The sequence below is a fragment of the Arsenicicoccus cauae genome (assembly GCF_043162025.1).
Classification (GTDB): Bacteria; Actinomycetota; Actinomycetes; order Actinomycetales; family Dermatophilaceae; genus Arsenicicoccus; species Arsenicicoccus cauae.
On the sequence record NZ_CP171001.1, the window covers coordinates 103,154 to 128,007 of the forward strand.

Here is a 24,854-nt window from a genome sequence, read left to right on the forward strand (position 1 = left end):
GAGGAGTCATCATGACCATGCGCCGCATCGTCGCCGCGGTCGCCTCCGCGGCCGCTCTCACCCTCGCCGCCCCTGCCTCGGCCTTCGCCGCCGACCCCGCTCCGGCCCCCGCCCCCGCACCCGCCCCCCAGCCCGTCGAGCCACCGGTGATGTCGCCGCACAGCCCCGAGGGCGTGCCCGCCGGCCCGGTCGGCCCGGCCTTCCTGACCTGGCCCGCCGCGTCGACCCACTCCAAGCTGCACCCCGGCTCCCGCCCGGTCGGCGCCAACGACTGGACCTGCAAGCCCGCCGCGGGCACCCGGCCGGTCGTGCTGATCCCGGGCACGGGCGAGGACGCCTTCGCCACCTGGTCGGCCTACGCCCCACGGCTCAAGGCGGCCGGGCTGTGCGTCTACACCTTCAACGTCAACCCGGTCACGAACCCCATCGACGAGGCCAAGCCCTTCTCCGGGCACATCCGCAGCTCGGCGCAGTTCCTCGGCACCTTCGTCGACCGCGTGCTCGCCAGCACCGGCGCCGACAAGGTCGACCTCGTCGGCCACTCCCAGGGCGGCGGCCCCCTCCCCCGCGCCTACCTGAAGTACGAGGGCGGCGCCGTCAAGGTCAACCAGCTGATCGGCCTGGTGCCCTCCAACCACGGCACGACCGTCTACGGCCTGGACCGGCTGCTGGCCAAGGAGGGCACGCCCGCCAACTGGGCGCTCGGCACCAACGCCCGGCTGCACAACAACTACGCCCTGCCCGAGCAGCTCATGGGCTCGCCCTTCCTCACCGAGCTCAACGCGGGCGGGCTGACCCAGCCGGGCGTGAAGTACACCGTGCTCACCACCCGCTACGACGACGTCGTCACGCCCTGGACCAACGCCCTCATCCACGAGCCCGGCGTGACCAACATCGTCATGCAGGACCTGTGCCGGCTCGACCACACCGACCACTTCGGCTTCACCTACGACCCGGTGGCGCTGCAGGTGGTGCTCAACACCCTCCAGCCGGCGAAGGCCAAGGCGCCCCTGTGCGTCTACGTGCCGGGCTACGTCCAGTAGCCGAACCCCGCGAGACGCCCCCTTCGCAGACCCGGTGGGTGCGCGCCGACCAGGCGGTATGCCGAGCGCCCGCCCGCCCGGCATACCGCCTGGTCGCGTCGGGGCTCAGGCCGGGCGCAGGAAGGTGACCGGGAGGGTGAACTCGTCCTCGGCGCCGCTGTAGTGCCGACCGATCTTGGTGTCGTAGTCGCGGCTGCGGAAGGACTGCAGCGACGGGGAGAAGGTGTCGACGGTCAGCTCGCCGCGCTGCACGTCCATCTGCAGCAGCCGCACGAAGCCCGCGTGCCCGCGGCCGTCCCAGCCCGCGTCGTAGTCCTGGTAGTCGGCCATCAGCTCGATGACCTGGTGTCCGGGGCTGCCGGCGTCCTGGCGGACGTTGCGCCCGACGCCGTGCTCGTGCCCGGAGAGCACGAGGAAGACGTTGGGGTTGGGGTCGACGACGCGGCCGCGGACGCGGGCGCCGTCGTCGCTCAGGGGGGCGCCGACGCCGTCCGGGGCAGGGCCGGGCTTCAGGTAGGCGTGGGTGGCGACGATGACATTGGCGCGCGGGCGCTTCTTGATCTCGGCATCGGCCCAGGCCAGGGCGGCGTCGCTGGGCTGGTAGCCGAGGTGGACGACGGCGAAGTCCACGCCGCCCGCCCGGAAGGTGTCGACGTGGTTGCTGTTGTCGCCGGCCTTCCAGGGGCCCTGGTAGTAGGGCTGGGTGGCGCGGGCGCTGGCGGCCTGGTAGCGGGCCGGGCCGAAGAACTGGTTGTAGACCGAGGAGTCGGCGCCTCGGGCGTTGTCGTGGTTGCCGGGGAGCACGCCATTGGGCATGCCCGAGTCGTCCAGCACGGCCTGCGCCTTGGCGGCCCAGGAGAACTCGCCCTTGGCGAGGTTGGGGGTCTTGAACCAGTAGGAGTCGACGAGGTCACCGGTGTGCGCGGTGTAGGCGATCTTGCGGGTGGCGCTGTTGTCGACGATCCACTGGTTCATGCCGGTGTAGATCGCCTGGCAACGCTTCATCTTGGCCGGGAGGATGCCGGCGCCGTTGGCGCACTGGCTGAGGTACTGGGTGTCGGTGATGTGCGCGATCGCGAGGTCATAGGTGGCGGGGTCGCGGAAGGCGCCGTCCGGCTCGGTCGTGGCAGTCGTGGCGGCGTGGGCGGGCGTCGCGGCGAGCGTGAACGTGGCCGCGGCGACGGTGGCGAGGACTGGGGTGAGGCGCATGCGGGCGAGGCTAGGACGCTCGGGCCTACTGATCGGTAGATCCCTCGTTGCGGCGAGGTGAACAGGGTCTGTCGGTGGTGGGTGCTTGGCTGCAGCCATGGACGTGAACCTGGTCACCGGTCTCCTCGTGGGGATCGCCCTCGGCACGCTGGTCACCTGGCTGGCGCTACGGGGCTCGGGCGAGGCCGGCCGCACCGCGCTCGCCGGGGTGACGGCCGAGCGCGACCTGCTGCGCGAGCGCTGCCTCGACCTCGAGACCAGCCTCGCGGAGGACTCCCAGACCTCGGCGACGCTGGCCCCCATGCGCGAGGCCCTCTCGCGGATGGAGCGGACCGTCGGGACGCTCGAGCGGGACCGACAGCTGCAGTATGGCGCCCTCGGCAGCCGTCTCGAGGAGGTCACCGCCACGACCGCGGCCCTGCGCGACCAGACCGCCTCGCTGGCAGGGTCGCTGCAGTCCAGCAGCGTGCGCGGGGCGTGGGGGGAGGCCCAGCTGCGGCGGCTGCTCGAGCACGCGGGCCTGCTCGCGCGGTGCGACTTCGACGAGCAGGTGAGCGCCGTCAGCGAGCACGACGCGGCCGTGCGTCCCGACGCGGTCGTGCGCCTGCCCGGCGCCAAGGTGCTGGTCATCGACGCCAAGGCGCCCCTGACGCGGTTCCTGGCGGCGCAGGCCGAGGGCCTCGACGAGACGCAGCGATCGGCGCACCTGCGTGCCCACGCCGGCGCGCTGCGCGGGCACGTCGACACGCTCGCCGCCAAGGCCTACTGGACCGCCTTCCCCACCACGCCCGAGATGGTCGTCTGCTTCGTGCCGTCCGACGCCGTGCTCGCCGCCGGCCTCGCGCACGACCCGACGCTGTATGACGACGCCTTGGCCCGACGCGTCGTGCTGGCCTCTCCGGCCACGCTGCTCGCGCTGCTGCGCACGGTCGCCTTCACCTGGCAGCAGGACGCCCTGGCCAGCAACGCCGCCCAGCTGCTGGCGCTCGGCAAGGAGCTCTACGCCCGCATCGGCACCCTCGCCGGGCACACCACCCGGCTCGGGGCCCAGCTGTCCCGGTCGGTCGAGGCCTACAACGCCATGGTCGGCACCCTCGAGTCACGGGTCCTCGTGACGGCACGACGCATGCACGAGCTCGAGCTGGTGTCGGCGGCGCCGCCCACCGTCGACGTCGTGGAGACGGCGGCCCGCCCCCTGACGTCGGCGGAGCTGCTCGACGCGCTCGACGAGGACGTGCGCCGTCCCGAGCTGGACCTCTCCGGGCCGCAGCGGGAGGCGATCGTCCGCCGTGACGAGACCGCCTGAGCCGAGGCATCATCGATCATCTCGCTCCGACTCCCGAAGGGCCACGATGAGACGCAGGCTGGCCGCGCTGGCGGTGCTCACCACCGCCCTGGCGACGGTCCCGGCAGGCTCGACCACGGCGGCCTCGGCGTCCCGTCCCGTGGCGGTGTCGGCGTCGCGTCCGGTGGCGGTGTCGGCGTCAGTTCCCTCCGAGGTCCGCGAGGAGTCGGTGCGCGTCCCGGTCAGGGCGGAGTCGGATGGGTCCACGGTGACGCTCGAGGCGACGGTCGTCTCCCCCACCTCGCCGGGACGGCACCCCGCCGTGCTGCTCGCCCACGGCTTCGGCGGCAGCAAGGCCGACCTCATGAGCCGAGCCCGCGAGCTGGCCGGTCAGGGCTACGTCGCGCTGGCCTATACGGCCCGGGGGTTCGGAGCCTCAGGGGGACTCATCCATCTGGACGACCCTGACTACGAGATCGCCGACGGCTCAAGGCTGCTCGACACCCTGGCCGCTCGGCCCGACGTGCAGCTCGACGCTCCCAAGGACCCGCGGGTGGGCGTCGCGGGCGGGTCCTACGGCGGGGCGCTTGCCGCCATGCTCGCGGGCACCGACCGCCGCGTCGACGCCGTCGTCGCTGGCATCACCTGGAACGACCTGTCCGAGACCTTCGTGCCCGGCGGGGTGGGCTCTGCGCCAGGCGTGCTCAAGCGCCGCTGGGCCTCGATCTTCTTCTCCTCCGCGCTCGGTCAGACGCGGCCCGCGAGCGGGGGCAACGATCCCCGCACACCGGGCGCCGCCCTGTGCGGCCGCTTCGACCCGACCATCTGCCGACTCTTCCTCGACGCCGCCACGACGGGCCGGCCCTCCCCCGCGCTCGAGCAGGTGCTGCGCCGCCACGGACCGTCGGCGGTGGCGAGCAGGGTCACCGCGCCGACCTTGCTCGTGCAGGGCATGCGCGACTCCTTCGTCGGCCTCGACCAGGCCGGGGCGACGGCACGGCAGCTCGCGGCCAACGGCACGCCCGTCGCGGTCCGCTGGTTCGACGGCGGCCACGACGGCGGCACCGAGCCGAGCGACGCGGAGACGCTGATCCCCTGGTTCCAGCGTTACCTCACCGACCAGGGCCGGCAGCAGGCCGGGGGCGACCTGCGAGCCGGGATGCCGCTCCCCGCCTTCAGCGCTCCCCTCGCCGCGCAGGGAGGTGACCGTGAGGTGCGCCTTGCAGCGCCACCCCGACTCGACCAGGCGGCGGCTGGTGCCACGCGCGTTGCCCTGGCCCCCGCCGCAGGACAGGGCTCTGCAGCGGGGCAGGGCTCTGCCGATGGCGCGGCAGGGGCCGGCAGCGGCAGGGGCCCGGCTCGGCTGCTCTCCCCGCCCGGCGGCGACCCCGCCGCCATGAGCAACCTCGGGGCCCTGGGCGGCGCGCTCGGCGGGGAGTCGTCGAGCAGGTCGGGCGATGCGGGCTCGGGCGGATCCGGTGGGTCCGGCGAGCCCGGCAGCTCAGGTGGGTCCAGCGGGTCCGGCGGGTCAGGTGGGTCCGGCGGCTCGGGCGTCTCGGACCTCGCCGCGACAGCCGCCTACTCGCTGGCGGCGCTTCCCGGCCAGCACGCGGCCTTCGACACCGCGCAGCTCACCGACCGGGTCGACGTCGTCGGCGCGCCGCGGGTGCGGCTGCGCCTGACCTCGACCGCCCGCGACGCGACGGTCTTCGTGTCCCTCTGGCGGGTCACCCCGTCCGGCCCCGTGTCCCAACGCTCCCAGGTCGTCCCCGTCCGCGTCGCCACGACCCCCGGCGTCCCGGTGGAGGTCGACGTGGCCCTGCCCGCCGGCACCTACGCGATGGCGGCGGGCTCGCGCTGGCGCGTACTCGTGTCGTCGACCGACGCGGGGTTCGCCGTGCCCACCGACGCGCGTGCCTACGCGGTGGAGCTCGCCGACGCCGGCCTCGCCCTGCCCGTCGTCCCGGCCGAGGCCGTCACCGATCCACGCGCCGGCGGAGGCGGCATACGGTCCGTCGATCGGGAGGTCGTCTGGGCCGCGAGCGGACTCGCGGCGCTCGTGCTGGTCGTCAGCGCCCTGGCCGCCCTCGCCGCCTGGCGCCGCCGACGAGGGGACCGACGCGACACCCGCGCCGAGGACGCCGACGTGCCCCTGGCGGTGGATCACCTGGTCAAGACCTACAAGGACGGGCACCGGGCCGTCGACGACGTGTCCTGGCGCGCCGAGGCTGGTCAGGTCGTCGGCCTCCTCGGGCCCAACGGCGCCGGCAAGACCACCACGATGCGCATGCTCGTCGGCCTCATCCGCCCCGACTCCGGGGCCGTCCACGTGCTCGGGCAGCCGGTGCGCGCCGGGTCGCCCGTGCTGGACCGGGTGGGCGCGCTCATCGAGGGGCCGGGCTTCCTGCCCCACCTCACCGGTCGCCAGAACCTCGACGTCTACTGGCGCGCCACCGGGCGCGACCCGTCCGAGGCCCACGTCGAAGAGGCGCTCGACGTCGCCGCTCTCGGGGACGCGCTGGACCGGCCCGTCCGCACCTACAGCCAGGGCATGCGTCAGCGACTGGGCATCGCACAGGCCATGCTCGGGCGTCCGGAGGTGCTGCTGCTCGACGAGCCGACCAACGGTCTGGACCCACCCCAGATCGCCGCGATGCGCCCGATCCTGCTCGACTACGCGCGCACGGGACGGACCGTCGTGGTGTCCAGCCACCTGCTATCGGAGGTCGAGCAGACCTGCACGCACGTCGTCGTCATGCACCGCGGTCGCGTCGTCACCGCCGGCTCGGTCACCGACCTGACCAGCGGCGACGGTACGACCGTCGTCACGCTCGGCCCCGGTTGCGACCCCGCCGCGGTCGAGGACGCCGTGCGCTCCGGTCGGCTGGGCCCGTCGCTGCACGGGCTCCGCCTCGACCGGCACGCCCGCACCCTGACCCTCGTCAGCGACGCCCCCCGCGGCGAGATCGTCGCCGCGGTCGTCGCGGCCGGCGGCGACGTCGACTCGGTGGCGCCGCGCCGCCGTCTCGAGGAGGTCTTTCTCGGGGTGATCGGCGGCGACCAGCCCGACGAAAGGACCCGCATGGACAGCCTGCGTCAGGTGCGTGCCCGATGAGCCCCAGCACCGCGCGCACCCCGCGCGACACCCACCGACCCGGCGAGCAGCGAACCAGCTCGACCCGTCGCGCCAAGCCCCTGCGGTGGCGGGTCGAGCTGGGTCGCCAGGTCGGACGCCGCCGCACGGCATGGGGCTTCGGCCTGCTGCTGGCCCTGCCGCTGGTGCTCGTGGCCGCGTTCTCTCTCGGCGACGACGGGTCGGGCGGCGGGCGCTACGTCGACCTGGCGCGTGAGGGCGGCCCCAACTTCGCGGTGTTCTGCCTGTTCGCCGCGAGCGACTTCCTGCTTGTGATCCTCGCCGCGCTCTTCGCGGGCGACGCCGTGCCGTCCGAGGCGTCGTGGTCCTCGCTGCGTTACCTGCTGGTGGCGCCGGTCAGCCGGGCCCGGCTCCTGACGAGCAAGCTCGTCGTGGCTCTGGGGTCGACCGCGCTGGCGGCTGCGCTGCTGCCGGCGTGGGCGCTGCTGGTGGGTGGCCTCGCCTACGGGTGGGCGCCCTACTCCAGCCCCATCGGGACCGGCCTGACCTGGGAGCAGTTCCTCCCACGGCTCGCGCTGGCCGCGGGGATCGTCGCGGTCAACCTCGTGCAGGTCGTCGGCATCGCCCTGCTCATCGGCACCCTCAACGACGCGCCGCTCGGGGCCGTCGGCGGTGCGGTCCTCGTGACCATCGTCGCGTCGATCCTGGACACCATCGAGCAGCTCGGCGACCTGCGGCACGCCCTGCCCATGCACTACTCCCGCGCCTGGATCCGAGCGCTGTCCCCCGACATCGCCTGGACCGACATCCAGCTCAGCGCCCTCTGGTCGTTGATCTACGGGGTGGCCACGGTCGCTGCGGCCTACTGGTGGTTCCGGCGCAAGGACATCCTGAGCTGATGCCGGACAGCCACGCGCGCAAGGACAAGAACGCGGCCGTTCACAGGGACACCACTCGCTGGCTGATCGAGCAGCACGGCGCCACCTTTGCCGCTGACGCAGGAATCACGTTGCAGGACAAGCCTGCTCCTCTGTGGCAGCTCCTCGTTCTCAGCCTGCTGCTGTCGACCCGCATCCGCTCCGACATCGCCGTGGCCACGGCGCGCGAGCTCTGGTCCGAGGGGTGGCGGACCCCGCAGCACCTGCGCGAGAGCACCTGGCAGCAGCGGGTGCGGACCCTTGGACGGGGCGGATACACGCGCTACGACGAGAGCATCGCGACGCGCCTGGACCAGGCCGCCACGCTCCTGCTCGACCGGTGGGACGGCGACCTGCGTCGGCTGCGCGACGAGGCCGACGGCGACCCGAGACGCATCGCCGAGGCCGTGCAGGAGTTCAGAGGGATCGGTCCTGCCGGGGCCGCGATCTTCCTGCGCGAGGTGCAGGCCGTGTGGCCCCAGGTGCGCCCCTCCGTCGACGACCTCGTTCTCAAGGGCGCCAAGGAGGCCGGGCTCCCCACCGACCCGGCGACGTTGGCGACCCTGGTCGACGGCCGGGACCTCGCGAGCCTGGCCGCCGCCCTGGTCCGCGTGGCCCGCAACCCCGACCTGCTCACCGACCGGTGATCTGCCTGCCCGCTAGGTCAGCGGGTGGGAGCCCAGGATCTCGACGCGGGCGCCTTCGCCGACATCGACCCGTCGGTCCCTCGCCACGACCTGCCGCTGCTGCGCAGGCATCTCGCGGGCAGGCCCCACGTCTGGGCAGCCTTGTCGGGGGCCTTGCATCCGCTGCTCCCGGACGACCGGAGAGCGGACTAGCCACAGATGACAGGCACGGCGTCATGGGACACCAGTTGTCATGTGTGGGAAGCCCAGCGAAGGGCACACACCCAACCCCGGCGGTTCCATCGACCGTCCGGGCCCAGTCCCGTCGGTTGCATAGCTCTGGCGCTGCCCGACGCGATTGCTAGATTCGGCGTGACGAGCCTCCCCCTGCAGCACCACCTCACGCGGGCCTACGAGGCCGGCATCCGGCATACGGCAAGGAGCACGGCATGAGCACCGCCAACCAGCACATCCGCCTCGTGGAGACCTATGCGGCCCACAACTATCACCCGCTCGAGATCGTCCTCACCGGCGGCGAGGGCGCGTGGGTCACCGACGTGGACGGCAAGCGCTACCTCGACGCACTGGCGGGCTACTCGGCGCTCAACTTCGGGCACCGTCACCCGCGGCTGGTCGCACGGGCCCACCAGCAGCTGGACCAGCTGACGCTGACGAGCCGCGCCTTCCACAGCGATCAGCTCGGGCCCTTTGCCCGTGACCTCGCGACGCTGACCGGCAAGGACATGATCCTGCCGATGAACACCGGCGCCGAGGCCGTCGAGACCGCGGTCAAGGTGGCCCGGCGCTGGGGCTACGACGTCAAGGGGATCCCCGCGGACCAGGCCACCATCGTCACGATGTCAGGCAACTTCCATGGCCGCACGACCACGGTGGTGTCCTTCTCGACGGACGACATCGCGCGGCGCAGCTATGGCCCCTATACCCCCGGCTTCCGGGTGGTGCCGTATGGCGACCTCGAGGCCCTGGACCAGGCGATCGACCAGCACACGGCCGCGGTCCTGCTGGAGCCGATCCAGGGCGAGGGCGGGGTGCTGATCCCGCCGACCGGCTACCTGTCGGGCGTCCGTGACCTGTGCACCCGGCACGAGGTGCTGATGATCGCCGATGAGGTGCAGTCCGGGCTCGCCCGGACGGGGCGGACCTTCGCGTGCGACCACGAGGACGTCGTGCCCGACATCTATGTGATGGGCAAGGCTCTCGGCGGCGGCATCCTGCCGGTGTCGGCGATCGCGGCGGATCACTACGTGATGGACGTGATCACGCCGGGCTCGCACGGCTCGACCTTCGGCGGCAACCCGCTGGCCGCGGCCGTCGGGCACGAGGTCGTGCAGATGCTGCTCACCGACGAGTGGAACTCGCGTGCCCGCGCTCTCGGCGACCACATGACGCCACGGCTCGAGGCGCTGCGCGAGCACGGCGTGCTGGAGGTGCGGGTGCGCGGCGCATGGGCCGGCCTCGACATCGACCCGCACCTGATGACGGGCTACGAGCTGTGCCACCGCATGGCCGGCCATGGCGTGCTCGCCAAGGACGCGCACGACTCGACGATCCGCCTCGCGCCCCCACTGGTCGCGACGACGGACGACCTCGACATCATGGTCGACGCGATCGAGCAGTCCCTCCGCGCCTGAGGGCCTCGCTGGCCGCGTGACCGCCCCACCGATGTCGCCAAAGCGCCCGTTGCCGGGCATACTCCCTGGTCGCTGCGGCAGCTCACGCTCCGTGAGCGCAGCGCGATCGATCACGGTCACCTGACAGGACGCAGTGCTCGCACGAGCCGGGATGGGGTACGCCGCACCCAGCCTGCAGCGATGTCGTCAACCCCGGTTGACGACATACGAGCGTCAACGTAGATTGACACCCACGGTCGACGCTGAGGACGAGCACGAGATGGGTGAACAGCCGATGAGTGCACTGGTGAGCCAGGCAGGCGACGATGACCCGCTGCGGGCGCTCGCCGCGGTGGCCGAGCTGCGCCGCGAGGTCAACCGCGCCGAGGCGGTGGTCGTGCGCAGGGCGAGGACGCGCGGCGCCTCCTGGGCGGAGATCGCGCGGGTGCTGGGCGTCAGCCGTCAGGCGGTCCACAAGAAGTACGGCGGGACGCGGTTCGGAACCAACTGAGCCGCCGCTGCCCGACGACCGCCGACGCGGCGAGCACGCGGCGCGGCCAGAGGCCGCAGGGTCAGACGGACGGGTCGTCCGCCGCCTCACGGTGAGGGTGGGGGACGTTGCTCTCGTCCACGTAGGCCTCGTGCTCGCCGCCCTCCTGGGGCCGGGCGCCCTCGTTGTCCCCGTCCTCGGGGATCTCGAACGCTGCATCGGTGGGAACGCTCATGATCTTGTCCTTTCGCCTGCGGGATCGGAAGTCTCAGTCTGCTACAGAATGCCCGGGCGTGGGCGGCGCGTCGTCGCCCACGTCTGCGACACCGCCGCAGCAGCGGTAGGTCCCAGCCCGCACGACAGACATGGGGATCCTGATGCAGACCGTTCTCGGCGCGAACGGCCAGATCGCCGTGGGGCTGACCCGCGAGCTCTACCGCAGCCGCACGCACGACATACGGCTCGTCAGTCGCTCTCCGCACAAGGTGCACGACACCGACCAGCCGGTGGCCGCGGACCTGACGGATGCCGAGGCCACCTCCCGCGTGTCGAAGCCCCTCAAGGAGATGAGCGAGCAGCTGCCGCGCTACCGGGGGGACGACGTCTTCGACTCCTCGGCGTTCACGCGCCGCTTCCCCGACTTGGCGGTGACGACCTATCGCGACGGCATCGCCCAGGTCCTCGGTGGCGCTCCTTAGGCCGTGTCGAGCCTCGGGGAAGATGACATCTTTACCTGGCCCCGTTGGGCCGACTGGGCGATGCTTTCGCACTCAGTGTGGTCGACCTACGCGGTTTTTGGCTACGTTCCGTGCATGAGGATCCCGTCGCAGTACGAACTGGACGCGTGGCGTGAGGTTCAGGAGTTCCGGGGGCGAACGATGTCGAGCGGCGTGGCTGAGGTCAATAGGGCCGCCGGAAAGGCTGCCTCGAAGGTAAGCGACTTGGCCGTCAGCCTCGGCGACAAGGCCCACGCTCATGTCGAGGCGCGGCCGCAGGCGAAGGCACTTGTCAAGCGAGCGCGAGAGGCGTCGTCGAAAAGCGCGGATCTTGCCAGCAAAGCTGCCAGAAGGGCTGCAGCGAGCAGTCCCGACTGGACCGGACCGGCCATCACGTCGGTCGGCAGCAGCCTTGCGCGCGCGTCCCGTGTCGGCCTGTCGCCGAAGGGCGTCGTGAAGAAGCACCAGAAGGCGGGCCACGACGTGAAACATCTCGCCGACGTGCGCCGCCTCGACCTTGAGCAGGTGGACGAGCTGCGCGGGCGGACAGCGAGCTGGTCCTATCCGCTGGCTGCCGCGATGTCGGGTGCGGGAGCTGCGTTGGCGATGACGGGCGGACAGCTGGTGGTCGTGGTCGGGGCAGGCGCAAGCGCTGCCAGGGGGTGCCGCCGTGGCCGGCGCTTTCGTCGCCGATGCTGCCGCCGTCCTCGCCCTGTCATCGAGGGCCGCCGGGCAGGTTGCGCTGACCTATGGCTACGACCCCGAGGCGCCGGCCGAGAAGGTCTTCATCATGTCCGTGGTGAACGCGGGCACCGCTGCGTCGAGCGGCGCGAAATCGGCAGCGCTCACAGATGTCTCAAGGCTGACCCAGGCCCTAGTGCGCAGGAAGACGTGGGACGAGCTGAACAAGTCCGTGCTCTCGAAGGTCACCACACAGTTTGCGAAGTCCTTCAACGTCCGTTGGACACAGCAGAGCCTGGGCAAGGTTGTTCCTGCCGCGGGCATCGCCGTCTCGGGGGCCCTCAACTGGGCGACGCTCGAATCCATCGTGGACACGGCGGACTTCGTCTACCGACGTCGCTTCCTGCTGGAGAAGTATCCGGACCTTGGTTCGGTGGACATCCACGAGGCCTTCAGCATGCCGGGAGTGGAGCCGGTCGCCGACGAGGAGATCAGCATTGTCAGCGACCTCGAGCTTGAGGGTGTCGTGCTGGAGGAGGAGGTGCGTGATGGGCGCGTCTGAGACGTCGGCTTGGGTGGCCGACGAGGCGCTGTGCTCCGCAGCCGTCGAACGTGCTCGAAGTGCGGTGGGCGGTACTGCCGCGGTTGATCACCTCGTGCGCTACTACGATGCGCGGCGCATCGGTCCGCCTCGACATCGACCCGCACCACATGAGGGGCTACGAGCTGTGCCCAGGCATGGCCGGGCACGGCATGCTCGCCAAGGACGCGCACGACTCGACGATCCGCCGGGTTGCCGCCTACCGATCGTCAGGAGGGTGGACCACACCCGGCAACCCTCCTGACGCCGCGCATCGCCCACAGCCACACCTGCTCTCACGCACGGTCACCTGGCAGGACGCAGTGCTCACGCGAGCCGAGGTGGCTGGGCCGCCTCGCCCCACCGAGGGCGACGGTGGGTCACCAACCAAGACTCAGGCCCCGCGATAGGTCCGCTCGACGCGCCTGGCGATGTCGCAGGTCACCTCGTAGGTGATGGTGCCGAGGAGCTCTGCCATCTCGTCCGTGGTGATGACCTCCTCGCCGGACCGACCCAGCAGCACCACCTCGTCGCCGACGGACACGGGGCAGGGCTCGGACGCGGGGCCGACGTCGATCATCGTCTGGTCCATGCAGACCCGGCCGGCGATGGGATAGGAGGCCCCACCCACCAGCACGCGTCCCCGGTTGGACAGCAGCCGGTTGTAGCCGTCGGCATAACCCACGGGCATCGTCGCGATCCAGCGGTCCTCGTCGCTGGACCAGGTCCGGCCGTAGCCGACGGTCGTGCCCGCCGCCACCCGCTTGACGAAGCTCACCCGCGTCACCCAGCGCATGGCCTGCCGCAGCGTGATGGTGCGGGGCGTCGACGCGTCCGGGTAGTAGCCGTAGGCCATGATCCCCGGCCGCACCATCGTCAGCCAGGACGACGAGTGCCCCAGAACGCCACCGGAGTTCGCGGCATGAACGTGCTCCAGGCGGCGGCCGAGGGCATCCTGCGCCTGCGCGGCGACACGGACGAAGCTCGCCACCTGCTCCTCGGTGAACGCGTCCTGCGAGGCCTTGTCCGCGACCGGCATGTGGGTGAACGCGCCCTCGAGGCGCACCAGCGACAGGCTCTCGACGTATGCCGCGAGCGCCGCCGCGTCGCCTGCCGGCACCCCGATGCGCGCCATACCGGTGTCGACCTTGAGATGCACCCGGGCGGGCCGCCCGACCAGCTCGGCCGCTGCCTGGAGAGCGTCCGCGTTGTCGCGGGACGGGCAGGCCGTGACCACGTCGGCCGCGATCGCCGCCTCCATCTCGGCGCCGGGGAAGCAGTGCGACAGCTTGAGGATCGGCAAGGTGATACCGGCGGCGCGCAGCTCGAGCGCCTCGGGCACGGTCGCGACCCCCAGCCAGTCGGCGCACCCGCTCGCCTGGATCATCCGGGAGACGGCCACGGCGCCATGGCCGTAGGCGTCGGCCTTGACCGCCACCAGCACCGCACGGTCCGGCCCCACCGCCTCCCGCACACCCTCGATGTTGGAGCGGATGGCGCCCAGGTCGACCTCGGCTCGCGTCGCGTACAGCATGGGTCCGTTATCCCACACGCCAGGCCGAGGGATACGCCCTGGGTCCCCCCGACGACCATCTTGTCGACGTACGGGCTGGTCGACAGCGCCAGCAGCGCGGCGTAGTCGGGGTAGAACGCGATCTCGTCCCCCACCCGCAGGGATCCGGCGTCCGCGGCGTCCTCGACGTCGAGGATCATGTGATCGACGGCCACCACCCCGGCGCGTGGGTCGTCAGTGCAGGGAGCCGGCGTCGTGCCGCATCTTGTCGGACTGGCCGCGCGCCTTGAGCTCCTTGCGGAGCTCCATGGGCAGGGCGAACAGCAGCGACTCCTCGGCCGCCACGACGGGCTTCACGTCGGCATACCCCCGCGCCGCCAGCCAGTCGAGCACGTCGCGCACCAGCACCTCCGGCACGCTCGCGCCGCTGGTCACGCCCACCGTCGCCACGCCCTCGAGCCAGGCCTCGTCGATCTCGTCGGCGTAGTCCACGAGGTACCCAGCCTGAGCGCCGTGCTCCACCGCGACCTCGACCAGACGCACCGAGTTGGAGGAGTTGCGCGAGCCGACCACGATCATCAGGTCGGTGTCGGGGGCCATCTGCTTGACGGCGAGCTGGCGGTTCTGCGTGGCATAGCAGATGTCATCGCTCGGCGGGTCCTGCAGGTTGGGGAACTTCTCGCGGAGCCGGCGCACCGTCTCCATGGTCTCGTCGACGGACAGCGTGGTCTGCGAGAGCCAGACGACCTTGTCGGGGTCGCGCACCGTCACGTGCTCCACGGCGTCGGGGTTGTCGACGATCGTGATGTGCTCGGGGGCCTCGCCGCTCGTGCCCACGACCTCCTCGTGCCCCTCGTGGCCGATGAGCAGGATGTCGTAGTCCTCCCCGGCGAACCGGACGGCCTCGCGGTGGACCTTGGTGACCAGCGGGCAGGTGGCGTCGATGGTCTTGAGCTGCAGCCGGGACGCCTCGTCGTGCACGACCGGCGCGACGCCGTGGGCGCTGAAGACGACGGTGGCGCCCTCGGGCACCTCCTGCGTCTCGTCGACGAAGATCGCACCGCGCTTCTCCAGCGTGGAGACGACGTGCTTGTTGTGGACGATCTGCTTGCGCACATAGACGGGAGGGCCGTAGAGCTCGAGCGCCTTCTCCACCGTTACGACCGCGCGGTCGACGCCGGCGCAGTAGCCGCGCGGAGCGGCGAGGAGCACGCGCTTGTGGTCAGTCTGCAAGTCAGTCACCCGGCAAGTCTAGGCGAGTCGCCTGGGCCACCCCTGACTCGGCGTAGGCAGAGATCTTCGGGTGGTGACCCGAAGATCGTGGAGGCGCCCTGGCAGTGGCGACCGGGGACCCCGACACGCGCGCGCCGTCGTCCCAGGCGTCGCCCCGGGTGGCGGCGGGGCGTCATACGCTCAGGAGCATGCCCGGCCCCGACCTGCCCGAACGCGCCAACCAGACCACCGCCGAGCAGCCGTGGCCGGTGCGGGTGCTGTCGATGAAGATCGCGGACTACGTCGACAAGATGTCCGGCCTGTGGGTCGAGGGGCAGGTCGTCCAGCTCAACCGGCGGCCTGGGGCGGGCCTCGCCTTCCTCACGCTGCGCGACCCGGACGTCGACATGTCGCTCACCGTGACCTTGCCGAGCCAGGCCCTGGACCGTATGCCGGCACCGCTGTCGAGCGGGGCCCGGGTCGTGGTCCAGGCAAGGCCGACGTTCTGGACCAAGCGCGGAACGCTGCAGCTCGAAGGTCGCCAGCTGCGGGCCGTCGGGGTCGGCGAGCTACTGGCCTGCCTCGAGCACCTCAAGACCGTGATGCGCTCCGAGGGGCTCTTCGACGCGTCGCGCAAGCGGCCGCTGCCGTTCCTGCCGCGACGGGTGGGGCTGGTCTGCGGGCGCGCCTCGCAGGCCGAGCACGACGTCGTGCAGAACGCCCTGCGCCGTTGGCCCGCAACGCAGTTCGAGATCCGCCAGGTGGCGGTGCAGGGCGCCAACGCGGTCGCCGAGGTCAGCGCGGCCGTGCGCGAGCTCGACGCCCACCGCGAGGTCGACGTCATCGTCGTCGCGCGCGGCGGCGGCTCGGTCGAGGACCTGCTGCCGTTCAGCAACGAGGCGCTCGTGCGCTGCGTCGCGGACTGCCTGACACCGGTCGTCAGCGCCATCGGCCACCACGAGGACACGCCCCTGCTCGACCACGTCGCCGACTGGCGGGCCTCCACCCCGACCGACGCGGGCAAGCGCGTCGTGCCCGACCTGGCCGAGCAGCAGGAGGTCGTGGCGGTCGCGCGCCGGCGGATCGAGCGCGCGCTGCTGATGTATGTCGAACGCGAGCGGCGCAGCCTCTCCGCCATACGATCCCGCCCGGTGCTGGCGCGGCCGGTGACGCTCGTCGACCAACGGCGCGCAGAGCTCGGCGCACTGCTCGACCGCGTGACGCGGCGCATCGAGGCGGGGATCCACCGCGACCAGGCGCGCCTCGACGGGCTGGCCGGACGGCTGCGGGCGCTGTCACCGCTGGGGACGCTGGAGCGCGGCTACGCCGTGGTGCAGCACCGCGACGGGTCGGTCGTCCTGGACCGCGACGACGTGGAGCCCGAGGAGCTGCTGCGGGTGCGGGTGGCGACGGGCGACTTCGGCGTCCGCGTCCTCGGCTGACCCCTCCCCTGCCGACTGGTCACCTCCGGACAGGCTCCGTCTCGCCGCCTCACCTGCTCGCCGCCTCCGGGATCATGAGGGTTTCGTCCACGATGCTTGGACCAAACCCGCACGTCGTGGAGGGGGCTGGGTGGGGCGGAGGGGTGGCGGGCCTGGTCAGGACAGCGGGTCAGGACTCGTCGTCGTCCTCAGGCTCGACCGGACCCCGAGGCTGGGTCGGCCCCGGCGTGTCGCCCGACAGTCGCGCCTCCGCCTGGTCCAGCCACGTGGAGCAGTGCGCGGCCAGCGCCTCGCCCCGCTCCCACAGGCGCAGGCTGTCCTCGAGCGGCAGCTGCCCCGCCTCGAGCTGCGACACGATCGTCACCAGCTCGTCGCGGGCCTGTTCGTAGGTCAGGTCCTCGATCGGACGGTCGGTGCTCGCGGGGGTCAGGTCGGCCATGGACTCACCCTAGGCGCGCGAGCCGACCGGTCAGAAGAGGCCGCGTCCGAAACTGACCAGTCGGCGAAGCCGGACCGTCCGAAACTGACCAGTCGGCGGGAGAGGGCGGGGGATGGGGCGGGAGTCAGCGCAACGCGGGCGACATCTTGGCGGCGTGGGCGGCGGCGACGGCGCACGAGCCGGTCGACTCGAGGACGGTGGTCAGGCCGTCGCCACCGCGACGCACCAGGGTGCAGGCACCGTTGCTCGGGTCGGTGTAGCTGTCGACCGGCACGCCACCCACCGACATGGCCCCCGCCGCCGCGCGACCCTTGAGCTGCGCGGTGACCCAGCCGTCGGTCGCCTTGGCGGTCTGGTCCAGGGCGACGTACTCCTGCTCGCCACCCTCCCGCACGTAGCCCACGTGCCACGTGCGCAGACCGTCGGCCTCGGGCTCGAGCCGGGCGGAGTTGGCGGCCCACCCCTCCCCCAGCCCCTCGAGCTGAGACAGCTGCCAGCCCGTGCTGCGGCGGGCCTCGGTCACGACCGACGGCACGTCGACGCTGGGTCGGGCCACCGTGTCGGGTCGCGCCACGAGGGCAAAGAACGCGAGCACCACCGTGGCCACCACGATCGTCGACAGCACCATCGACGCAAAGGTCCCCATCATGTGCGGGTTGCGCCGGGGCGGACGCTGCTGGTCGCTCGAGGGGTCCGCGGAGGCGCTGGTGCTCATGGGCCCATCGTCCCCGATGAGACGGGTCAAGGGCCAACCACGCCAGGCGGTTCCGTCTCGGCCGGGGGATACTGGGGCGCCCGAGCCACCGCCGTCCCGAGGAGCCCCCGCATGACCGACCGTCTGCTCGTCGTCGGAGAGTCCCTCGTCGACATCGTCCACCGACAGGGCGGCGCCGTCGACGAGCACCCGGGTGGCAGCCCCGCCAACGTCGCCATCGGTCTGGCGCGGCTGGGGCACCCCGTCGACTTCGCCACGCAGTTCGGACGGGACGCGCATGGCGAGATGGTGCGTGCCCACCTGGTGCAGGAGCGGCTGCTGACCCTGACGAGCGGGTCTGACCAGGCGGAGTCCACCTCGACGGCCAAGGCGACGCTGGACGCGGCCGGGGGCGCGACCTACGACTTCGAGCTGCTGTGGGACGTGGCGGGGGCGCTGGACGAGGACGCTGTCGGCCACCTCCACACCGGGTCGATCGCGGCGACCCTGGAGCCGGGGGGATCGGCCGTGGTCGACGCGGCGCTGAGGGCGAGGGCGACGGGGACGGTGTCCTACGACCCCAACGCGCGCCCGACGATCATGGGCACCCCTGAGGAGGTGCGGCAGCGCATCGAGCAGCTCGTCGGTCTCTCGGACGTGGTCAAGGCCAGCGACGAGGACGTCGACTGGCTCTATCCGGGGGCCACGCCCGAGCAGATCATGGAGCTGTGGGGTCGGCTCGGCCCCGAGCTCGTCGTCGTGACGCGGGGCGGCGCGGGGGCGCTCGTGCTGATCCCGCGCACGGGCGAGCGCCTGGTGGCCGAGGCCACCCGCACCACCGTCGTCGACACGGTGGGGGCGGGCGACTCGTTCATGTCGGGCCTGATCTCGGGGCTGCTCGACGCCGGGCTGCTCGGCTCGGTGGAGGCCCGTGAGCGGCTGCGGACCGCCTCGCTGCCCGACGTGCGCCCGGCCATCGAGCGGGCCGTGGCGTGCGGCGCCATCACGGTGTCCCGCGCCGGCGCCAACCCGCCCACCCGCGCCGAGCTCTGAGCCGGCGCGGTCAGCCGTGCTGCTTGCGCGCGGCGTCGAGCTGCGCCACCAGCTGGTCGACCGTGGTCGTCCCGGCGGTCAGGCCGACCATGCCGCGCGCGAACGCGACGGCCCCGAGGGCCGGCGGCATCTGGTCGCTCGCGTCGAACCGCACGGTCTGCGCCTGGTAAGCCGCCGACGCGATCTTGCGCGTCGTCGTGCTGGCGTACCGCTCGAGGTCGAAGTCCTCATGGGGAGAGATGAATCCGCGATCCTCAGAACCTGCCCAGTCCGCCCCGAAGCGCGGGTCCGAGCCCATGTAGCGGACCAGGTCGCGCGCCGCCAGGTCGTGCCCCCTCAGCAGCACCGCGCTGTCGCCGCCGACCTCGATCGCGTCGTTGTCGCCCGAGGGGAAGGCCACGACCGAGGTGGTCTGGTCGATGGCCTTGCGCACCCGCTCGGGCAGGAAGCCCTGCTGGGTGACATAGCTGCCCTGCTTGAGCAGGGCGCACCGCTGCGGCTCGGCGAACAGGCCGTCGGCCGCCTGGCGGACGTCCCGACGGGCCGCGGCCGGTCCACCACCCTCGACGCCGTCGTGCCGCAGGACCTCGACATACGTGGCGAAGGCCGCCTTGATCCGATCGTCGGAGAACGGGACCCGCCCGCTCACCCACTGGTCGTAGACCTCGGGGCCGGCGCCCTTGAGCACGAGCTCCTCGACCCAGTCGGTCGCGGCCCAGCCGCTGTTGGCCCCGTCCTCGATCCCGAGGCACCAGGGCGTGCTGCCCCGCTCTCGCAGCCGGTCGCCGGCCGTCGCGAGGTCGTCCATCGTCTGCGGCGGGTCGATGTCGACGGCGTGCAGGGCGTGCCGGTCGTACCACAGGAGGGACTTGACGTTCATCGCCACGGGGATGCCATAGGTCCGGCCACCCTCTTGCAGGGGCTCGACCATGCCCGGCACCATGCCGGAGGCGACGCGACTGACGGGCAGCACGTCATCGAGCGGCTCGACGGCCCGCTCGTGCGCGAGCTCCAGGGCCAGCCCGGGCTGGGGCACCATCGCCAGATCGGGAGGGTTACCCGCGGCCACGCGCGCGCGCAGGTCGGTCGTCAGGTCGTCGCTGGCGGAGTAGCTCACCTGCACGGCGTGCCGCGCGGCCCACGCGTCGACCGCCTCCTGGAAGCCCTTGGCCTGGCTCCCCGAGAAGGCGTACATGATCTCGATGCTCGAGCCGCCCCGCACGGTCTCGACCGAGGACCCGTCGGAGCAGCCTGCGACCACGAGGCCGAGCAGCAGCGCCAGCACCCCAGCAACACCACGCGCCCGCATGGCAGCTCCTTCCTCGTCCCGTCGCGACCGACCCTACTCGCGAGCACCGACAAGCCCCCGCCTGACAGGCCATCGCCCGCCGGACACGGGGCAGGGCCCGCACCCCCAGGGAGGATGCGGGCCCTGCACCGGCCGTATGCCGGAACCACCGCGTGGCGGTGGCCACGGCATACGCTCGGGCTCAGCCCTTGACCGCGCCGGACGTCATGCCGCGCACCAGGAAGCGCTGCAGCAGCACGAACACGAGCATGGGCACGACCATCGAGATGAACGCGCCTGCGGTGAGCAGCTCCTGGCCCTGGCCCTGCGTGCCGAGCAGACCCTGCAGCTTGACGATCACCGTGGTGTTCTCGGACTTCAGGAACAGCTTGGCGATCAGCAGGTCGTTCCACACCCACAGGAACTGCAGGGTGGCGAACGCCGCGATGGCCGGCATCGACATGGGCGCCACGAGCTTCCAGAAGGTCTGGAAGTGGCCGCAGCCGTCGATCTTGGCGGACTCGACGATGGAGCGCGGCAGGGTGCTCATGTAGTTGCGGAGCGTGTAGATCGCGAGGGGCATGCCGAACCCGGTGTGCAGCAGCCAGACCGCGATGTACTGACCCGAGATCCCGAGGCCACGCGGCCCGAGCAGGTCCAGCAGCGGCTGGAAGGCCACCTGGATCGGGACCACGAGGACGGCGACGATGATGATGAACAGGACGTCCTTGCCCGGGAAGTCCATGAACGTGAACGCGTACGACGCGAACGCCGCGAACATGATCGGGATGATGGTCGCCGGGATCGCCACCACCAGGGAGTTGATGAAGGCGTTGCCCATGTCGGCCTTGGTGAACACGTCGGCGTAGTTGTTGAGGGTCCAGCCCTGGCCGAACGGGTTCAGCAGCGCCGTCCACCACCCAGAGGTGGCGGCGTCGTCGCGGGTGCGGAAGGAGGTCACCAGCAGACCGAGGGTCGGCAGGCACCACATCAGGCCGAGGATCGTCAGCGTGACGATCGCGACGATGCTGCGGCGGCGGCCGTCCTTCATCGTGCCCTTGGCGCGGGTCACCTGCTGGGGCTCGGTGGTCCGAGCAGCCATGGTGCTCGTGCTCATCGGTTGGCCTCCTGCTCGCGGAACATCTTCACCTGGTAGACGAGGACGGGGATGATGAGCAGGAGCAGGATCACGACGATCGCCGAGGCCTTGCCTGCGTTGCTGTTGGCGAACATCTCGTTGAAGAAGAGGTTCGCGATCACGTTCGTCTTGTCCCGGCCGTTGGTCAGGACGTAGACGATGTCGAAGACCTTCAGCACGAGGATCACGGTGGTGATGAAGACCGACAGGATCGTGCCCCAGATCTGCGGGATGATGACCTTCCAGAAGATCTGCCACTCGCTGGCGCCGTCGATGCGGGCCGCCTCGAGCGTGTCGTCGGGCACGCCCTTGATGGCCGAGCCGAGCAGCACCATGGCGAAGCCGACCTGCAGCCAGATCAGGATGATCATGAGCAGCAGGGAGTTCAGCCGGCCGCTCGAGATCTGCAGCCAGGTCTGCGGGCTGCCGCCGAGGGCGGTGTAGGTGGCGTTGAGCAGACCGGTCTGCGCGGAGCCCTCGGGGTTCCACGCGTAGACGAGGTTCCAGATGGCCGAGGCGCCGACGAAGCTGATCGCCATGGGCAGGAAGATCGCGGACTTCGCGACCTTCTCCCCCTGCGCGGACAGCTTGTCCGCCAGCACCGCGACGATCACGCCGAGGGCGACCGTCGTCGCGGGCACGATCAGCAGCCACAGGAAGTTGTTGAAGAGCGAGGTCCGGAACTCCTGGTCCGCGATCACCTCCTTGTAGTTCTGCATGCCCACCCACGCGGTGCTGTCCTTGTTGGCGAAGGAGTACACGAAGGTCTGGATCGTGGGGTACAACAGCATCAGCGACATCAGGCCGAAGCCCGGCAGCAGAAAGGCGTAGGGGATCAGCCCCTCCGACAACCGTCGCGGCAGCGCCTCGACGAACATGTTGAGGAAGTAGAAGAACAGGGCTGCTCCGCCGACGCCGGCCACGAGGGCCAGCAGGCCGATGACGATCTTGGACCCTCCGAGGAAGACCCCCGGGTAGTAGGCGAAGGCGAGGAACAGGTTGGCGATGGCCCAGACGACCACGACCATGCCGAGGAAGCCGAGGGCGAGACGGCCCGGCTTGAGCCGGCCGTCGTCGACCTTGGGCCCCCTCACGGGGGCGGCGTCGTGCCCCGCGGGGCGCTCGGTGACGGAGGTGCTCATGACTTCGGCCAGCTCTTCTCGATCTCGTCAGCCACCTGCTGCGAGGTCTTGCTGCCGTTGACCCAGCTCACCATCCCCGTCCAGAAGGTGCCCGAGCCGACCTCCTTGGGCATGAGGTCCGAGCCGTCGAACCGGAAGACGTCGGCCTCGATGGCCATCTTGGCCACGTTGCGGGTCGTCTCGTTGGGGTAGTTCTTCATGTCGAAGGTCTTGTGCGGGCTGAGCCAACCGCCGGCCTTGGCCCACTCGGCGCCGAACTGATCGCTCGCCAGGAACTCCATGACCTTCTTGGCGTCGGGGTCGTTGCCGTTGAACAGCGCCGCGAGGTCGCCACCGCCGAGGATCGGCTTCCCGTCATACCCACCCTGGTAGGGCGGGAAGGGGTAGGTGCCGACCTGGTTGTCGAGATCGGCCTGCACGTTCTTGGGGTAGAACGTGGTGGCGAAGTTGCCCTGGCGGTGCAGCATGCACTTGGGCGGGGTGGCGAAGGCCGGGGTCATGGCCTCGCCGAACTTCGTGTTGAGGATGGCCTGGGTCCCGCCGTAGACGCTGCCCGGGGCCTTGAGGACCTTGGCCATCTCGTCGAGGGCCTTGACCACCCGGGGGTCGTTGAAGGGGATCTCGTGCGAGGTCCACTGGTCGTAGACCTCGGGGCCGTACATGCGGAGCATGTACTCCTCGAGCCAGTCCGTCCCGACCCACCCGGTCGCCTGGTCGGAGTTCCACGCCACGCACCAGGGCGCGACGCCGGAGCCCTTGATCTTGTCGGCGACCTGGTAGAGCTCCTGGATGGTCTTGGGTGCCTTGTCGTAGCCGCCCTTGTCGTAGGCGGCCTTGGGGTACCAGACGATCGACTTGACCGCCATGCGCATGGGGGCGCCGTAGACCCGACCCTTGTAGCGCGAGGAGTCCATGAAGCCGGACACCAGCGTGCTGTCCAGCTTGTCGTAGTCCAGATAGGTGTCGATGGGCTGGATCTTGCCCTGGCCCGCCATCTCCAGCAGACCGCCCGGCTGGGGGAACAGGCCGATGTCTGGGGAGTCGCCCGAGCTGACCTTGGACTTGATCGTGGTCGTGAAGTCCTGGTCGGCGGTGTACTGGATCTTGATGCCAGTCTGCTGCTGGAACTTCTGCATGGACTGGTTGAAGAACTTCTCCTCGTCGCCGCCGAAAGCTCCCAGGATCGTGACCGTCTTGTCGCCGTCCGCCGTGCCGCCTTCGACCGTGCCGGACAGGCCGCCTCCGGTCCCTGCGGCACCACCTTGGGGGTTCTGCAGGCAGGCACTCGTCGACATCGTGACGATGCCGCATAGGAGCGCTGCCGTGGAAAGCTTGCGCACACGCATCTGCATTTCCTCATCCCTGGGTCCCGGGCCGTGCGCCGCACCGGGTCCCCGGGAGCCTGCGGCTCCGGGGTGCACGCGACGCTGCGAGCGGCCTTTGACGTTTTAGTGACCCAATAGTGGGTGCGCGGGCCGTGCCCGTCAACGGGCTGACCGCACTGCAACGAACCTGTGACATCAGGCGCTTCGGCGATGTGCGGAACGATCGACATGGCTTACCTTGCCGTCTATGGACCTGCGCAGGGGTGGCCGTCGACCGACCCTGGCCGACGTGGGGCGCCGGGCGGGCGTCTCCGCCACGACCGTGTCCTTCGTGCTCAACCCCGACTCCAAGCAGACCATCAGCGCCGCGACCCGGGCGCGGGTCCTGCAGGCGGTCAACGACCTCGGCTACCGCCCCAACCGCACGGCCCAGGGTCTGCGGCGCAAGCGCAGCGGCACGATCGGCGTCGTGGTGGACGAGCCCGCGATGGAGGCCTTCTCCGGCGAGACGGTCAACGGGGCGCACGACCTGGCCTGGAGCGAGAGCACGGTGCTGCTGGTGACGCACACGGGGCGCCGGCCCCACGGCATGCAGTCGGCGATCGAGGAGCTCGCCGACCGCCAGGTCGACGGCCTGGTGATCACCTGCTCCGGCACCCGCGAGATCGAGCTGCCGGACCATATGCCGAACCTGCCCTGGGCCCTCGCCAACTGCTTCGACCCGGCTGGGCGCGGGCCCTGCTTCCTCCCCGACGAGGAGTTCGGAGGTCGCGAGGCGGCCCGGCTCGTGGCCGAGGCGGGCCACCGCCGCATCGCCTACCTCAGCGGTCACGCCGGGGCGTGGGCGACGCCGCTGCGGATCGGGGGCTTCCTCGCCGAGCTCGAGGACCGCGGCGTCCCCACGACAACCGGCGACGTGGTCGTGCGCGAGGGCTTCTACTACGTCGACTCGGGGTTCGCCCTGGCCCGTGAGCTGCTCGCCGGTTCCTCACCCCCGACCGCCGTCGTCTGCGGCAACGACCGCATCGCGCTCGGCGTCTACCTCGCGGCCGCCGAGTCGGGGCTGCGCATCCCCGACGACCTGTCCGTCGTCGGCTACGACGACCACGAGCCGGTGATCCAGCAGCTGACGCCCCAGCTGACGACCGTGCGGCTCCCCCTCTACGACATGGGGCGGCTCGCGGCCGAGGCGTTGGTGCACGGCGCGGTCGGCGCCCTGCCCGAGCGCACGCTCCTGCCCTGCCCGGCCGTGCCGCGCGCGTCCGTCGCCCGCCCCCGCGCGGCATACGGCCCCTCCCAGGCCTAGGGTGGAGGCGACGGGCCGCCGCTCACCGAC

At 71.3% G+C, this 24,854-nt stretch carries 22 protein-coding genes; 12 read left to right on the plus strand and 10 right to left on the minus strand.

Translation table 11 applies throughout. The features are described from left to right. Positions 1-11 precede the first annotated feature (11 nt). Positions 12-1,043 carry an esterase/lipase family protein gene (locus tag ACF3NS_RS00455; RefSeq protein WP_392467234.1) on the plus strand — a complete coding sequence of 344 codons (1,032 nt, stop codon included), beginning with the start codon at positions 12-14 and terminating at the stop codon, positions 1,041-1,043. A gap of 105 nt (positions 1,044-1,148) precedes the next feature. Here ACF3NS_RS00455 and ACF3NS_RS00460 read toward each other — a convergent pair whose 3' ends face one another. Beyond that, positions 1,149-2,252 (minus strand): metallophosphoesterase, encoded by a 1,104-nt coding sequence (locus ACF3NS_RS00460; protein ID WP_392467235.1) that lies wholly within the window; start codon positions 2,250-2,252, stop codon positions 1,149-1,151. Positions 2,253-2,349: 97 nt separating this feature from the next. On the opposite strand from ACF3NS_RS00460, the gene ACF3NS_RS00465 reads away from it, so the two are divergent. The 6 genes from ACF3NS_RS00465 to ACF3NS_RS00490 all read left to right on the plus strand — a co-directional run bounded on the left by ACF3NS_RS00465 (position 2,350) and on the right by ACF3NS_RS00490 (position 10,316). After that, positions 2,350-3,558, plus strand: a complete 1,209-nt coding sequence (locus ACF3NS_RS00465) for a DNA recombination protein RmuC (protein WP_289032617.1) — start codon at positions 2,350-2,352, stop codon at positions 3,556-3,558. A gap of 46 nt (positions 3,559-3,604) precedes the next feature. Next, positions 3,605-6,652, plus strand: coding sequence for an alpha/beta fold hydrolase (locus tag ACF3NS_RS00470; RefSeq protein ID WP_392467237.1), 3,048 nt, complete (start codon positions 3,605-3,607; stop codon positions 6,650-6,652). Then, positions 6,649-7,530: an ABC transporter permease subunit gene (locus ACF3NS_RS00475; protein WP_289032620.1), complete on the plus strand. Its 882-nt coding sequence runs from the start codon at positions 6,649-6,651 to the stop codon at positions 7,528-7,530. The genes ACF3NS_RS00470 and ACF3NS_RS00475 overlap by 4 nt, the downstream gene beginning before the upstream one ends. Next, positions 7,530-8,195 (plus strand): endonuclease, encoded by a 666-nt coding sequence (locus tag ACF3NS_RS00480; RefSeq protein ID WP_392467239.1) that lies wholly within the window; start codon positions 7,530-7,532, stop codon positions 8,193-8,195. Before ACF3NS_RS00475 ends, ACF3NS_RS00480 begins: the two co-directional genes overlap by 1 nt. Before the next feature lie 428 nt (positions 8,196-8,623). Further along, positions 8,624-9,826 (plus strand): ornithine--oxo-acid transaminase, encoded by a 1,203-nt coding sequence (gene rocD / locus ACF3NS_RS00485; protein WP_392467241.1) that lies wholly within the window; start codon positions 8,624-8,626, stop codon positions 9,824-9,826. A 259-nt stretch (positions 9,827-10,085) separates the two neighbouring features. Continuing rightward, the gene (locus ACF3NS_RS00490; protein ID WP_392467242.1) at positions 10,086-10,316 is read left to right on the plus strand and encodes a helix-turn-helix domain-containing protein; all 231 of its coding nucleotides are present in this window, start codon (positions 10,086-10,088) and stop codon (positions 10,314-10,316) included. 61 nt (positions 10,317-10,377) lie between these two features. Here ACF3NS_RS00490 and ACF3NS_RS00495 read toward each other — a convergent pair whose 3' ends face one another. Next, positions 10,378-10,530, minus strand: a complete 153-nt coding sequence (locus ACF3NS_RS00495; RefSeq protein WP_392467244.1) for a hypothetical protein — start codon at positions 10,528-10,530, stop codon at positions 10,378-10,380. A gap of 142 nt (positions 10,531-10,672) precedes the next feature. Here ACF3NS_RS00495 and ACF3NS_RS00500 point away from each other — a divergent pair, with 142 nt between their 5' ends. Continuing rightward, a complete protein-coding gene (locus ACF3NS_RS00500) occupies positions 10,673-10,993 on the plus strand; it encodes a hypothetical protein (RefSeq protein ID WP_392467246.1) in 321 nt (106 codons plus the stop codon). 688 nt (positions 10,994-11,681) lie between these two features. Then, a complete protein-coding gene (locus tag ACF3NS_RS00505) occupies positions 11,682-12,254 on the plus strand; it encodes an EcsC family protein (RefSeq protein WP_392467248.1) in 573 nt (190 codons plus the stop codon). Between the two features lie 412 nt (positions 12,255-12,666). Here ACF3NS_RS00505 and alr read toward each other — a convergent pair whose 3' ends face one another. Then, a complete protein-coding gene (gene alr / locus ACF3NS_RS00510) occupies positions 12,667-13,806 on the minus strand; it encodes an alanine racemase (RefSeq protein ID WP_392467250.1) in 1,140 nt (379 codons plus the stop codon). A gap of 213 nt (positions 13,807-14,019) precedes the next feature. Next, entirely contained in the window at positions 14,020-15,027 is a 1,008-nt protein-coding gene (locus tag ACF3NS_RS00515) for a 4-hydroxy-3-methylbut-2-enyl diphosphate reductase (protein ID WP_375804488.1), read from the minus strand. Positions 15,028-15,206: 179 nt separating this feature from the next. On the opposite strand from ACF3NS_RS00515, the gene xseA reads away from it, so the two are divergent. Continuing rightward, a complete protein-coding gene (gene xseA / locus ACF3NS_RS00520; RefSeq protein ID WP_392467251.1) occupies positions 15,207-16,439 on the plus strand; it encodes an exodeoxyribonuclease VII large subunit in 1,233 nt (410 codons plus the stop codon). 169 nt (positions 16,440-16,608) lie between these two features. On the opposite strand, the gene ACF3NS_RS00525 is transcribed toward xseA, so the two are convergent. Continuing rightward, entirely contained in the window at positions 16,609-16,878 is a 270-nt protein-coding gene (locus ACF3NS_RS00525) for an exodeoxyribonuclease VII small subunit (RefSeq protein ID WP_392467253.1), read from the minus strand. Between the two features lie 124 nt (positions 16,879-17,002). Then, positions 17,003-17,593, minus strand: a complete 591-nt coding sequence (locus ACF3NS_RS00530) for a DUF4245 domain-containing protein (RefSeq protein WP_392467255.1) — start codon at positions 17,591-17,593, stop codon at positions 17,003-17,005. A gap of 111 nt (positions 17,594-17,704) precedes the next feature. Here ACF3NS_RS00530 and ACF3NS_RS00535 point away from each other — a divergent pair, with 111 nt between their 5' ends. Next, positions 17,705-18,625, plus strand: a complete 921-nt coding sequence (locus ACF3NS_RS00535; protein WP_154591854.1) for a carbohydrate kinase — start codon at positions 17,705-17,707, stop codon at positions 18,623-18,625. A gap of 10 nt (positions 18,626-18,635) precedes the next feature. On the opposite strand, the gene ACF3NS_RS00540 is transcribed toward ACF3NS_RS00535, so the two are convergent. The 4 genes from ACF3NS_RS00540 to ACF3NS_RS00555 form a co-directional block, all read right to left on the minus strand. Further along, positions 18,636-19,934 carry an ABC transporter substrate-binding protein gene (locus ACF3NS_RS00540; RefSeq protein WP_392467257.1) on the minus strand — a complete coding sequence of 433 codons (1,299 nt, stop codon included), beginning with the start codon at positions 19,932-19,934 and terminating at the stop codon, positions 18,636-18,638. Between the two features lie 181 nt (positions 19,935-20,115). Beyond that, positions 20,116-20,964 (minus strand): carbohydrate ABC transporter permease, encoded by an 849-nt coding sequence (locus tag ACF3NS_RS00545; RefSeq protein WP_154591872.1) that lies wholly within the window; start codon positions 20,962-20,964, stop codon positions 20,116-20,118. Positions 20,965-21,026: 62 nt separating this feature from the next. Continuing rightward, complete coding sequence (locus ACF3NS_RS00550; RefSeq protein WP_392467259.1) at positions 21,027-22,193, minus strand: carbohydrate ABC transporter permease; 1,167 nt, start codon at positions 22,191-22,193, stop codon at positions 21,027-21,029. Continuing rightward, positions 22,190-23,539, minus strand: coding sequence for an ABC transporter substrate-binding protein (locus ACF3NS_RS00555; protein ID WP_392467261.1), 1,350 nt, complete (start codon positions 23,537-23,539; stop codon positions 22,190-22,192). The genes ACF3NS_RS00550 and ACF3NS_RS00555 overlap by 4 nt, the downstream gene beginning before the upstream one ends. A gap of 226 nt (positions 23,540-23,765) precedes the next feature. Between ACF3NS_RS00555 and ACF3NS_RS00560 the strand changes: the two genes are divergently transcribed. Beyond that, positions 23,766-24,824, plus strand: coding sequence for a LacI family DNA-binding transcriptional regulator (locus ACF3NS_RS00560; protein ID WP_392467263.1), 1,059 nt, complete (start codon positions 23,766-23,768; stop codon positions 24,822-24,824). Positions 24,825-24,854: the final 30 nt, after the last annotated feature.